We start from the raw sequence: 13822 nt of genomic DNA, 5'->3' as shown, positions 1-13822 counted from the left end.
TAGCTATCAAGTTATCGCTATTCGCTCAGAACTTAGTGCTTAAAGCTTGAAGCGGCTAATTTCGCTTTCTAGCTCGTGAGACAGTTCAGATAACTGAGCAGCTTGTTCCGCAGCTTGGTGCGCTTCGTCTGCTAGCTCATTAGATACGTCACGGATTCCTTCAGTGTTACGAGTGATCTCAGACGTTACTGATGCTTGCTCTTCTGCAGCGGAAGCAATTTGTGTCGCCATGTCGCTAATGCGTTCAACAGCTGCATGGATTTGCGTTAGGCTCGCTGCGGCTGAGTTTGCGTCATCAACACTGGTTTCAGCAAGTGTACGGCTATCGTTCATGATATTAACCGCTTTGCCTGTTGTACCTTGTAGCAACTCAATCGTTTGTTGAATTTCTTGCGTTGAGCCGTGTGTACGTTGGCTCAGAACTCGAACTTCATCCGCTACTACTGCGAAACCACGACCTTGCTCACCAGCACGTGCAGCTTCAATCGCAGCGTTAAGTGCAAGTAGGTTCGTTTGTTCTGCAATACCTTGAATGTTAGACAAGATAGCGTTGATGCTGTTGCCGTGTTCTTCAAGTTCTAGAATCACGTTGGTTGCGATTTGAACTTCTTGAGCAAGGTTTTGGATAGAGCTTTGCGTCTGTGTCACTTGACCAGTACCGTGCTCACACGCGCCAACTGCTTCTGATGAGTTCTGTGCAGTGTGGTCAGCGTTACCCGCGATCTCTTGTGTTGCTGCAGCCATTTCGTTGACGGCTGTTGCTACCATGTTGATCTCGTCTTGTTGCATTTGGATACGAGCACTACGTTCTTCAGCTTGAGAAGCCGTTTGACGTGCTTGGTTGCCTAGCGCAGCAGATACTTCGCTTAGCTTGATCACCATGGTGTGCATATTGCCTACAAAACGGTTGAAGTTTTCAGCAAGCTTACCAATTTCGTCATCGCTCTTAGGCTCAAGGCGTTGAGTAAGGTCACCCTCACCTGAAGCAATTTCTTCCAGCGCCGCTGAAACACGGTTCAAATCACGGAATAGGAAGCTCACTAACCAAGACACTAATACGATTACGATTAACGTAATAATAACAGCCGTTGTGATCAATTGAGTAAGCAGTGTTGAGTGGTTCGCCTCTTCTGTTGCTTTGTCCATCTGAACCGCGAAGATCCAGTTAGTGTTAGGCACCTTCGTGAAGTAAAGCAGCTTCTCAGCGCCACGTTCTTTGATGATCTCGATGCTACCCGTACGCACTGCGTTTTCGATGATAGACATAGATATATCGTTTGAAAGCTGGCTTACCGGCTTCAAGCTTAGCGCTGAATCTGGGTGTGCTAGGAATGTACCGTCAGAGGCATCAATTAGCATGGCGTAAGCGTTGTCACCAACATCAAGGCTGATTACATCGTTAACCAATTGGTCGATAAGTACGTCAGCACCCACGACACCAACAAGTTGGCCGTTGTGGCGAACCGGTTCAGCAATCGTTACAAGAAGAGCTTTGGTGATCGCATCTTGGTAAGCGGTTGTGATGATTTGCTTACCTGCAGCGTTTGCTTCTTGGTACCAAGGGCGTTGACGAGGGTCGTAATCTGCACGATTACGTTCAGGGTGTGAACGGTACATTCCACCTTCTGGCGTACCTAAAAAGATATCGTCAAAGCCACCCGCAACACGAGCTTGCTTAAGGAAAGGAACAACATCATCCTCTCGTGAAAAGTCATTAAATGCTGATGCGATATCTGTACGGATATCAATCCAGTTTTTAATACCTTCAGATGCTGCTTCAGATACGCTTTCAGCTCGTAGGTATACGCCATTGCGAGTCTGTTCGAATAGTTGGTTTGCTGATAGCCAGGTCAACGCTGTTGCCATAACCACAACAGCAGATAGGCTAGCACCTATCAACTTCTGCTTTAGTGTTAGTTTCATGTCAAAGTTTCACGAGTGGTGGGAAATCTCGCGCATACTACCCAAAATCAGTATTAAATTCGAGCGATTTCACAATTTAATATCGGAATATAATTTTAGGTAAACCATAAGCTTAGCTAATGCCAATTCCTTGGCATTTCGCCAAATTTAAGGCGGTATTTTATATATGGTTATTAGAATTTATATCATATCTCATATGTTAAAGAGAGGCGGACACATGATAAAGAAGAAACAAAAAAGGCAGAAGAGTTTCCTCTTCTGCCTTCATACTATTTACCGCTCTACCGCATATAAGCTTCGATAGATTTCGGCTTTAGAGCCTAGCGTTTTTCTGTACGCATACCCATTAGCAAGCTAACACACATCAGCAATAGAATGATGGTGAATGGTAATGCCGTCGAGATTGCACCCGCTTGCAGAGCTTGCACTGCTTCAGTACCACCAACCCACAATAGCGCTACAGCAATCGCACCTTCAAGGAATGCCCAGAACACACGTTGAGGAACTGGTGTATCAACTTTACCACCTGCGGTGATACTGTCGATAACTAGAGAGCCTGAGTCAGACGATGTAATGAAGAATACTAGAACCAATACAACCGCAATAATTGATAGCAGAGTACCGAACGGCAGAGCATCAAACATTTGGAACATTGCTAGTGATACATCTGTTAGGCCGTCTTGACCAAGAATACCAACGTTATTCACGATTTGGTCAATCGCCATGCCACCGAATACTGACATCCAGATAATAGTCACTGTAGTCGGTACAATCAGTACTGCTGTGATGAACTCACGAACGGTACGACCTTTAGAAACACGTGCGATAAACATACCTACGAATGGAGACCATGAGATCCACCAAGCCCAGTAGAATACAGTCCAACCGTGCATCCATGTTTCATCTTCACGACCGTGAGGGTTACTTAGCGGAATGATGTTTTCAATGTATGCCATCAATGTTGTTGGGATAGAGCCTAAAGTCACCGCGTAGCCGATTAGAGCCACTAAGATAAGCAGAAGGAAAGCAACCAACATGTTGATGTTACTGATAACTTTAACGCCACCATCAATACCACGAAGTACTGATACTACCGCCAATAAAGTTACCGCCGTAATCACAATAACTTGCAGCCCTAAGCCCGCTTCAATGCCGAATACATGCTGAATACCACTTGCCGCTTGTTGTGCACCAAGACCTAACGATGTCGCCAGACCAAATAGCGTTGCAAGTACAGCAAGAATATCAACAATGTGACCTGCCCAGCCCCAAGCTCTATCACCTAAAATTGGGTAAAAGATAGAACGGATAGAAAGAGGCAATCCCTTGTTGTAAGAGAAAAACGCAAGTGACAGTGCTACTACGCCATAAATCGCCCAAGGGTGTAGACCCCAGTGATACATGGTTGCACCCAATGCCAGTTTTGCAGCTTCTGGTGTATTTGGTTCAACACCTAACGGAGTTTCAAACCAACCCGTGAAGTAAGCCGCTGGCTCAGCCACACTCCAGAACATCAAGCCAATACCCATACCTGCGGCAAACAGCATCGATAGCCAAGAGAAGAATGAGTAATCTGCCGTCGCATCAACACCACCAAGGCGGATTTTGCCGTACGGAGAAACAATCAAACCTAAGCAGAAAATTACGAAGACATTACCCGACCAGATGAAGAGCCAATCAAACGAATTGATAATCTGGCCTTTAACGCCATCTAATGCAGCCTTTGCGGAAGCGGTATCTGTAATCAGAACACCGATGAGGAACAAAGCAATAAGTCCCGCACTGATACCAAATACTGGGTTATGAACATCAAAACCCCATTTTTGGACATTATCTTGACCGACAGTGTAATCCGTACTGTCGATACTGTATTTATCTATACCTTTAGTCATTATCCCTCTCTACGGAATATTAATAGGGTCTATTAACCTCAATATCCCTTATTTACCTGTGACCTAGTCAAAACTCGAACGAACGATCCAAGCAGTACAAGTTGTTATCACAATTATTCAAATACTTGGATGTCTGAAGTTTAGCAGGTTAAATTATTGTTTTCAGTAAACCAGAATCAGTTCGCCGAATTTTCAAACAAAATATACGTAATTACCCAAACTACTGACGAAAAAAAGGCCGACCGAGTCGACCTTTAACTAAAAAATACTTTTAACTCAAAGCATTTTGCTGTTGGACTAATTTATTTTCAGTTCGTAAACCTAGCAATAAGCTTAGGCACATAAGCAATAATATGAACGCGAATGGTAACGCCATTGATACCGTTCCGGCTTGTAGTGCTTGGATGGATTCAGTACCGCCAACCCAAAGTAAAACCGCGGCAATCGCACCACCCATCAGCGCCCAAAATACACGCTGTGGCACTGGCGCATCGACTTTACCACCAGAGGTAATGCTATCGATAACTAACGAACCTGAATCCGAAGATGTGATGAAGAACACCATAATCAGACCAATCGAAACGACTGAAAGCACAGAACTCATTGGCAGCGCATCATAAGTATGGAATAGAGAAAGCGTAATATCTTGCAGACCATTGACACCGATCTCGCCCACCTTGTTCGCCACTTGGTCAATCGCGATTCCGCCAAAAATAGCCATCCAGATGATGATTACTGTCGTTGGAATGAACAATACAGCTACAATGAATTCACGAATCGTACGACCTTTAGAAATGCGAGCAATAAACATACCCACGAATGGTGACCAGGACATCCACCATGCCCAGTAAAATACAGTCCAACCTTGCATCCAAGTTTCATCGTCACGACCATGAGGATTACTAAGAGGAATGAAGTTTTCAATATAGCCCATGAGTGCCGTTGGGATTGCTTTAATACCCGCCAGGCCACCAGCGATCGTTACGAAGATAAGTAGACCCAAAGCAACCAACATGTTGACGTTACTTAAAACCTTCACGCCACCGTTGATGCCACGAACCACTGACATTGTTGCTAAGAAAGTGACCACTGCGATAACAACCAACTGCATGCCAATACCACCATCGGTACCGAATACATGGTTAATACCACTGGTTGCTTGTTGTGCGCCCAAACCTAACGATGTTGCAAGGCCGAACAAGGTTGCCAGTACTGCAACGATATCAACGATATGGCCAAACCATCCCCAAGTTCTGTCACCCAAGATAGGATAAAAAATCGAGCGGATTGAAAGAGGCAGACCTTTGTTGAAAGTGAAGAAGGCAAGTGCTAGAGCAACAACAGCGTAGATAGACCAGCCGTGTAAACCCCAGTTATAGATGGTTGCACCAAGTGCCAGCTTAGCCGCTTCAGGTGAGTAAGCTTCGACACCTAATGGCGTTTGATACCAACCCGTGAAGTAAGCTACTGGCTCAGCAACACCCCAGAACATCAAACCAATACCCATTCCCGCGGCGAATAACATCGACATCCAAGATAGGTTGGAGTGCTCTGCTTTGGCATCATTGCCACCAATACGTATCTTGCCATACGGGGAGACAATGAGGGCAAAACAGAAAATCACGAAAATGTTAGCAGCCCACATGAAGAAGCCATCGAAGTTGCCGATGATTTTCCATTTGATACCATCGAGCGCAGCTTTTGCTGTTTCAGGTTCAGCGACCAGAAGTGCAAGCAGGAAAATAATGATCGCTCCTGCACTGATACCAAATACAGGATTATGAACATCAAAACCCCATTTCTGAACGTTATCTTGTCCTACTGTATAATCGGTATTTTCAATACTATACCTATCTTTTACAGGCTCCATGTTTCCTCTCTAATTTGCAGCGCACTATTTGCAACATTACATTCGGCGCTTAAATTTCGAAAAGAAGCATATCAACCTGTCGCAAAAATACTAAAAAAACCGTCAAAAATCAGGTCCAAATGGCAGTTTTAGTAATTAAATTACACATTTAATGTAATTTAGCGTAAGATCACTCCACAAGCCCAGAATTAACAGCATATTTAGCTAGCTCTGCCGTAGAGTGAATATCCAACTTGTGCTTAATGTTTTGTCTATGCGTTTCAACCGTTCGATAACTGATGTTCAGCGCCTTAGCTACCTCTTTACTGCTCTCCCCTTTTGCGACCAATTTCAACACTGCTTCTTCACGTCTACTTAACGGATTCTTGATGGATGGCGTGGGAGTAATAGGCTGTGTGAACAAATTCTGAGTTACCTTTTCACAGAAGTAGGTCGAACCTTGATTCACGGTTTTGATCGCCTGTACCATCTTTTCAGCAGAAATCTCTTTCAACATATAACCAACAGCACCCGACTGCATCACTTTCATAATGTATTCACGGTTGTTATGCATGGTCAACATTAGCACCTTCGCATCAGGGTCTTCTTCTTTAATTAGATGGGTTGCGTCAATGCCGTTCATGATAGGCATGCTAATGTCCATCAACACCACATCAGGTCGCAGAGTTTTTACTACCTCTACCGCCTCTAAGCCATTGCTGGCAGTACCTATCACGCTAATATCCGGCTCGAGTTCCAATCTCGCCATAAAGCCATCCAGTACCACTTGATGATCATCAGCGATCACAACTCGAATAACTTCACTCATTCATTAATCCCTCTAGTGTCAGCAACACGGTAATTTCCGTTCCGAAGCCAATTTCACTCATCAGCTCAAAATCACCACCAATGAATTCAACTCGCTCTCTCATATTACGCAGCCCAATCCCTCGTTTCTCCATCGCTTTGTAGGTATTAAAACCCACACCATTATCTTGGATTAAAAGCTGCAATACATTGCCAATTTGCTGCGCGATAACCGTAACTTTAGTCGCTTGTGCGTGCTTTTCAATGTTATTCAATGACTCTTGAACCACTCGATACAAGGTCGTCGCCGCCTCTGATTTCAACTGACCTGGCTGCGTACTAAACAAGGTTTCCACCTCAATACCAGAGTGCGCCTGAAAGTCTAATAATAGAGAAGACAACGCTGCCTCTAAGCCAATATCATCCAATGAACTTGGACGAAGTTGGTGGGAGATATGCCTCACCTCTTCAATCGCTCTCATCAGCGAATGCTGTGACTTATCTAGATGCGCTTTGAGGTCTTCACTTTGTAACTTGTTTCCGAGCAACTCTAAGTGACAACGGCTCGATACTAATAACTGGTTAATGCCATCATGTAACTCACGCGCTAAATGCTTTTTTTCATCCTCTTGAAACATCACCGTCTTGTGGGCCAATTCCTTCAGGTTATTATCGGCGATGCGATGCTCGTGCATGTTGATCGCCAAAGTAAGCACGATAATGACCGCAACTGTCACGCTAAGAATCACCACAATCGAAAAGAACGTGGTCTCTATATTCTTGTTAATCGCAGCCTGCATGGAAGCGACTTCTTGGTGTACATCTTCAATATACAGACCCGTGCCAATCATCCAGTCCCAACGTTCTAACCAAGCCGCATAACTTAACTTAGATACCACTTCTCCCGTCGATGGCTTTTGCCACAAATACTGATGAAATCCGCCTCCGGTTTGCGCTTGCCTTAACAGTGCTTCGATAAGAAAGTCGCCATCTTCATCTTGTAACTCAAGTAGGTTTTTTCCAATCAATTCAGGTTGTATTGGATGAACGAGGTTGGTGCCGTGACGGTCGTACGCGAAGAAGTATCCATCTGAACCATACCTAAGTTTAGACAATATGATTCGAACTTCTCTTTTAGCTTGGGCTTCTTGGATATCAGGATCATTGTAGATATGTTCGATGGCATCAAATGCGAGGTCGACAGTGTCTTTGAGGGCATTTTCACGAGACTTGATCAGGCTGTCTCTGAAGATCTCCACTTCTTTTGCACCCAATGTCTTGGTTTGATGCAACGAGATCCAACTAATACTCGCCGTCACAAGCAACAACGGGAGCAGCGTCAGCAAAATCAGCTTAGCCTTTAGAGGCATTCCTTTTCCTCACAAAAAACGGCTTATTGAACACCAATAAGCCGTCTTATTTTAGCAATTTATCGTTAACCGTTGAAACATATCATTCACATTCTTGGCTTCACTCACATTCCATAGAAAGATGGGAAAGCGAGAAGTGATCCAAGCACGAGGATTTGAATCAGAATGAACGGCATTACACCTCGGTAAATATCCTTAGTGGTTACGCCTTTTGGTGCCACCCCTTTTAGATAGAACAAACTAAAACCAAATGGTGGTGTTAGGAATGAGGTTTGTAGGTTCATCGCGATAAGGATAGCAAACCAAGTCATGTTTATGCCCATCAACTCAGCGACAGGTGCAATAATCGGTACGATGATAAAACAGATCTCAACGAAGTCGATAAAGAAGCCGAGGATCAAAATAACCAACATGGTGATAATCAAGAAGCCCCACTTCTCACCCGGTAGCTGTAACATCCACTCTTCAACCAGATAATCACCGCCAGTGTAAGTGAACGCCATTGAGAACGCGGTTGCACCAAGTAAGATAGCAAAGACCATTGCCGTTACTTTTACCGTCTCTTTAGATGCGTCATACACCATCGACCAACTAAACTGACCGTATAGCAAAGCAAGTACCATAGCACCCGCACCACCTAATGCAGCAGACTCTGTCGGCGTAGCAACACCGGCGAAGATAGAGCCCAATACGACAATGATCAGCGCAAGTGGCGGTACGATAGCTTTCAGAGCATTGATGACTTCTTGCTTACGACTAATTGAGTCATCACGTTCAATCGGTTGAGCTGCTTCAGGGTTTAGCTTCGCGTATATCAATATGTACACGATATAAGCACCGACTAACATCACGCCCGGCCAAATCGCCGCTTGGAACAAGTCACCAACTGGCACACCTAGCACATCACCCAATAGAATGAGAACTATCGATGGTGGAATGATTTGCCCAAGCGTACCAGAAGCACAAATGGTGCCGCAGGCTAAGCCTTTATCATAGTTGTATTTCAACATTACTGGCAGAGAAATCAGGCCCATCGCTACCACAGAAGCACCAACTACACCGGTTGAAGCGGCAAGCAATGATCCTACTAATACCGTCGAAATTGCGATACCACCACGAACCCCACCAAACAATCTGCCCATAGACTCAAGCAACTGCTCAGCAAGCTTGGTCTTCTGTAGAACAAGCCCCATGAAAACAAACAATGGAACGGCCATCAGCACCGTATTTTCCATGATCGATTGAATTCGATATGGCATGAAGGCAAACATCTCAATGCCCTCAGCCCAAACACCAAAGATTAATGCGATACCGCCAAAGGTAAACGCTACTGGGAAGCCAAGTAAAAGTGCAAACAAGGCGACAAAAAACATTACTATTCCAATCATGTCAGCCTCTACTAATTCTTTGTATGAATATTATTTGCGTGGATAAGGTGCGGATTAAAAATCTTGTTCAGTGAATGCAGGATCAAACCCACGCCACTGAGCGCCATTAAGAAGAATGACAGCGGGATCATAGCTTTGATGATCCAACGATAAGGCAAACCACCGGGATCGCCTGAGGTCTCACCCAACTCATAACTCTCTTTAGCAACATCGATACCAAACCAAGCCACCAACAAACAAAACGGAAGCAGGAAGACAACCGTGCCAAGCAAATCAATAATGGCTTGAGCTTTAAAACTCAGCTGCTCGTAAAACACATCAACTCGAACATGCCCACCCGCTTTGATGGCATAAGGAACACCTAACAGAAATACGGCTGAGAAAAGGTGCCATTCCATCTCTTGAAAGGCGATTGAGACATCGTTGAAGGCATATCTCATGACAACGTCATACACGACGTTAGCGATAAGTAAAATAAACAACATACTGGAAAGCCATCCCAGTGCATCACCGATACGATTAAACAGGCGTTCAATATAAATTAGACTTCGCATTCCCGACTCCATGGAATTTGAAAAGACATCGCGTATTGAGTTAGTGCAGCTAAAACGAGTAGCGCTAACCAGATTCACGACATAGAAAGGGTTCTTGGGATCGTATACAGGATTTATCCTGCTTAATTATTATGATTTGAATGAACCCGCCGCTTACTCACTCTCAGTTACCTAGTAAAAAAAGCTTTGGGTTCATTTATCTTTAGTTCAACAAATGTCGACTATTTCGCTTGGCTATTTAAATAAGCTCTGTGTGAAATATCCGTCCATGAACGAACTTGTTCTAGGTAGCTTGCTTGTGAAGCTTGGATCTCTTTTGCTAATTCATCTTTCTCAGCATGCTTAGCTAATAGGCGATCATTTGCTTCTTTCAATGCAGCCATAACCTCTGGTGGGAAATCTTTAACTTGTACGTCTGGGAATTCTGTCTTCATTGAAACCCAGTTCTTGCCACTTTCATGCGTTGCTTGTGTGTACATGTCATAAGCAGCAGTACGCATTGCAACTCTAAGGATTTCTTGTAGATCTTCAGGCAACTTGTTCCATGTGCGCTTGTTCACTAGGAATTGAAGCTCTGAACCTGGCTCATGCCAACCTGTGTAGTAATAAGGCGCAATTTTGTGGAAACCCATACGTAAATCAAGTGATGGACCCACCCACTCTAGTGCATCAATTGTGCGTCGCTCTAGAGACGTGTAAAGCTCACCCGGTGCAATGTTTGTTGGTTTTGCGCCTAGCTCAGCAAGAATCTCACCAGCGAAGCCTGGGATTCTCATTTTCAAGCCTTGTAGGTCTTCAACACTATTGATTTCTTTTTGAAACCAACCGCCCATCTGAATATCAGTGTTACCACCTGGGAACGACATCAAGTTGTGTGGAGAGTAAACCTGCTCCATCAACTCCATACCACCACCGTGATAGAACCATGCGTACTGTTCTGCTGGCGTCATACCGAAAGGCATAGAAGTGAAGTAAAGTGTGTTTGGAACTTTACCTTTCCAGTAATAAGAGCCTGAGTGACCCATGTCGTATTGACCAGACTTAACCATGTCAAATACGCCAAGCGGAGCTTTATGTTTATTGGCTGAATCGATGCGGATTTGCAGTCGACCATTCGACATTTTCTCAGCCATAGCAGCCATATTCTTAGTAGCATCACCAAAAACAGGGAAGTTTGGTCCCCACGTTTCGGCAAGCTTTAAACGGTAAACCTTATCAGCAGCTGTTGCACCAGTAGCGACTAAAGCTAAACAAGCCGCTGCAGTTACCGCAACGTTTTTAAAAACTCGTGTGAGGGAGTTAGAGATGAGACTCATGTTCACGTCCTTTGTTGGGTTAACACTCTTTCATTGAGCATTTTTTATGATTCAACATAAGAGTGCACCGTGATGAAGCAACAAGATATCAGGGAGAGCACGCACGAACGGTTGGTTTAAATGTACGTATTAGACCAAAGGATTACGTATAACTACGTAGGAGATAATTCAATATCACCTACTTTAAAGGAGTTAGGTTATTCACTATAGAAACAGGTATTGATAAATACCTAAGTAGTTATAGTGAATCGAAATTAACAATTGATTCCCATTTCGTGATGAGACTCTATTCCTTGCTACATTCTGGTGATATCAACTAGCGATCTATCACTATGGACGCCCTACTTTGGGGCTTGCTGATTAGGAGCAAGAGTGCCAGGCAAGGGAATCGCTTTCGCAGGACAATAGATTGGAAATGAAGTGGCAAAACTGGGGTTGGCATTATTTGCTAGATACAAAAAAAGCCTCGAAAATCGAGGCTTAAAAACTTAACGAAGCGAATGTAATCCCACAGGATTAGATAGCTTTGTAGATAACCTTGTTACCTGCTAGCTGCTCTTTCGCTACTAGGTTTTCTTCAAGAAGTTTTTTCAATGCGCCTGTTGCCCATGAAGCTGCTTTCGCGTCTTCTTGACCAGCTGCTAGGCCGATACCTTTAGGGTTAATGCCTTCAGCATTGCTAACAACGATGTCTAGAACTTGTTGTTGCTTAGGAGTCAGTGCTACTGCAACTTCTTTCGTTGCTGCTACTGCTTTCTCTACCGCTGGTTTTGCTGCTACAGTTTTTTCTGCTACAACTTTCTCTGCGACAGGCTTCGCTTTTTTCGGCGTTGCCACTGCTTTAACTACAGCCGCTTTAGTGCGTTTCTGCAGTTTAGCCTGCACCTTACGCTTATGAGCAAGTCTCATTGAATATTTCTCCAGTTCACTGCTCTTTTCGCAGTGGTGAAAATTTGAAGCGCGATTTATACCAAAAAACAGGAGCTATTTGTAGAGTGAAGCGCCGAAAGTCGACGAAAAATACCGATATTGTCTATTAGCGTCTATTATTTAAACATCGACTTATCAATTCAGGGTCATATACACTGGTTATCCATCCAGACAAAAATATGAAAACTTGGTGTTGCCTATGGACACTCGTCACCTTACAAACTTCTCTTTGCCTTCATTCACACGCTCGTATCGAATTATCGCCGTCATTTTGGGGTTCGTTTGCTTGATCACTGCGTTATACAGCGACAACCCAAAGCTACTGATCGTGGGGGCATTTTGCATTATTGCGCTTTTGGGTACGGGCTATTATTTAATGTTGCGCAGCAGAGTCATGTTCACGCTCACCCCCACTCACTTTCAGCAGCATTTCTACAAAGGGGGTTGGGTTTTAAAATGGCGCAACATCCAAAAAATTGGCCTTTGTACTTATGAACAAGAAGGCTGGCACCAACCTTTACCTTGGGTCGGTATTAAAATTAAAGATTACTCGCCCTACCTCGATTCAATTTGCCCTAAAATCACTTGCGAGTTATTACTGAGCCAGCGAGCACTTTTGTATCTGGGCGCCAAGCAAGCGGGTAAAGAGTCAAACTTTGAAGATATGGTTCTCGACTCATCGCATTACCATGCACGTCGTACTGAGAACGGTTGTGTTGGACAGAGCAGACATAAAGAGTCGCAAAATTCAGACGACGTTTGTTTCAACGATAGTCAAAAGCAGGGCAACTTGGATACATCTGATGATAGAAATAATAAAGAAACGGTGATTAAGGACTATTCTGGATTACAGGCGATGCTTGCCAATAGGATGAAGTACCAAAGGGGTTTCCACGGTTATGATATTTTCATATCAACTCAAGATTTGAATATGAGTGGGGAAGAGTTCATTGGATTAGCTCGACGTTACTTGGCTGCTGCTGAGCGCTTTTCTGATTAAAGCGAAGACGTTTAGAATAAACGAACACGCATTGAATTAAAAAAGCTTAGCGTTCAAACAAAAGCTAAGCTTCATTTCAATCAACCGCAACACGAATGATCGGCGTGCTAATCACAGACTTAATTAATATAGTGGCATTTCATCGGCTACGAATGGGTTTGATGCGCGCTCACGACCAAATGTAGACTCAGGACCATGACCCGGTACAAATGTCACATCACTGCCTAATGGCCAAAGCTTAGTCTTGATTGAAGCAATCAGCGTATTGAAATCGCCTTGAGGGAAGTCAGTTCGGCCAATTGCGCCATTGAACAATACATCACCCACAAACGCTAAACGAGCTTGCTCACTGAATAGCACGACGTGACCCGGTGTATGACCCGGCGTATGGATCACATCAATCACTTGGTTACCAAAAGTGACTTTGTCACCCTCTTCTAACCATGTGTTTGGTTCAAAAGCTTTGCACAGTGGGAAACCAAACATTTGACTTTGGTTCTCTAAACCTTGAAGCCAAAAGTTGTCCGCCTTATGTGGACCAACAATGTTCACCTTCAAGATTTCAGCAAGTGGTACTGTTCCACCTACATGGTCTAGGTGACCGTGAGTCAATACCAAGTTCACCACTTTAACACCTAACTCTTCGATGATAGCAGCCAGTTGCTGAACATCACCACCCGGATCGACAACGATGCCTTCCATTGTCTCATCACACCACACAATTGAGCAGTTTTGAGAGAAAGAGGTAACAGGAACAACTTGATACTTAAGAGACATATACAAACCTTAGAGG

General features: G+C 44.1%; 11 protein-coding genes. 1 reads left to right on the top strand and 10 read right to left on the bottom strand.

Annotated features, from left to right (window positions below):
* Positions 1 to 39: 39 nt before the first annotated feature.
* The 9 genes from L8S15_RS12805 to L8S15_RS12765 form a co-directional block, all read right to left on the bottom strand.
* Positions 40 to 1923: a methyl-accepting chemotaxis protein gene (locus L8S15_RS12805; RefSeq protein WP_280573405.1), complete on the bottom strand. Its 1884-nt coding sequence runs from the start codon at positions 1921 to 1923 to the stop codon at positions 40 to 42.
* A gap of 320 nt (positions 1924 to 2243) precedes the next feature.
* Positions 2244 to 3815 (bottom strand): BCCT family transporter, encoded by a 1572-nt coding sequence (locus tag L8S15_RS12800; RefSeq protein ID WP_280573403.1) that lies wholly within the window; start codon positions 3813 to 3815, stop codon positions 2244 to 2246.
* Positions 3816 to 4086: 271 nt separating this feature from the next.
* Positions 4087 to 5685 (bottom strand): BCCT family transporter, encoded by a 1599-nt coding sequence (locus L8S15_RS12795; RefSeq protein ID WP_010438175.1) that lies wholly within the window; start codon positions 5683 to 5685, stop codon positions 4087 to 4089.
* Positions 5686 to 5854: 169 nt separating this feature from the next.
* Complete coding sequence (locus tag L8S15_RS12790; RefSeq protein WP_016769284.1) at positions 5855 to 6493, bottom strand: response regulator transcription factor; 639 nt, start codon at positions 6491 to 6493, stop codon at positions 5855 to 5857.
* Complete coding sequence (locus L8S15_RS12785; protein WP_010438173.1) at positions 6486 to 7841, bottom strand: cache domain-containing protein; 1356 nt, start codon at positions 7839 to 7841, stop codon at positions 6486 to 6488. The genes L8S15_RS12790 and L8S15_RS12785 overlap by 8 nt, the downstream gene beginning before the upstream one ends.
* Positions 7842 to 7945: 104 nt before the next feature.
* Positions 7946 to 9229, bottom strand: a complete 1284-nt coding sequence (locus tag L8S15_RS12780) for a TRAP transporter large permease subunit (RefSeq protein WP_010438172.1) — start codon at positions 9227 to 9229, stop codon at positions 7946 to 7948.
* An 11-nt stretch (positions 9230 to 9240) separates the two neighbouring features.
* Entirely contained in the window at positions 9241 to 9783 is a 543-nt protein-coding gene (locus L8S15_RS12775; RefSeq protein WP_010438170.1) for a TRAP transporter small permease subunit, read from the bottom strand.
* A gap of 221 nt (positions 9784 to 10004) precedes the next feature.
* On the bottom strand, positions 10005 to 11099 hold the full coding sequence (locus L8S15_RS12770; RefSeq protein ID WP_010438168.1) for a TRAP transporter substrate-binding protein: 1095 nt from the start codon (positions 11097 to 11099) through the stop codon (positions 10005 to 10007).
* A 516-nt stretch (positions 11100 to 11615) separates the two neighbouring features.
* Positions 11616 to 12008: a hypothetical protein gene (locus tag L8S15_RS12765; RefSeq protein WP_004733388.1), complete on the bottom strand. Its 393-nt coding sequence runs from the start codon at positions 12006 to 12008 to the stop codon at positions 11616 to 11618.
* 220 nt (positions 12009 to 12228) lie between these two features.
* Between L8S15_RS12765 and L8S15_RS12760 the strand changes: the two genes are divergently transcribed.
* On the top strand, positions 12229 to 13029 hold the full coding sequence (locus tag L8S15_RS12760) for a DUF2982 domain-containing protein (protein ID WP_010438164.1): 801 nt from the start codon (positions 12229 to 12231) through the stop codon (positions 13027 to 13029).
* A 123-nt stretch (positions 13030 to 13152) separates the two neighbouring features.
* On the opposite strand, the gene L8S15_RS12755 is transcribed toward L8S15_RS12760, so the two are convergent.
* Entirely contained in the window at positions 13153 to 13806 is a 654-nt protein-coding gene (locus L8S15_RS12755; RefSeq protein WP_010438163.1) for an MBL fold metallo-hydrolase, read from the bottom strand.
* Between the last annotated feature and the right edge of the window lie 16 nt (positions 13807 to 13822).

This window comes from Vibrio sp. S/42/10 (assembly GCF_029890535.1).
Taxonomy (GTDB): domain Bacteria; phylum Pseudomonadota; class Gammaproteobacteria; order Enterobacterales; family Vibrionaceae; genus Vibrio; species Vibrio cyclitrophicus.
This window is presented reverse-complemented; position numbering and strand designations above follow the sequence as displayed.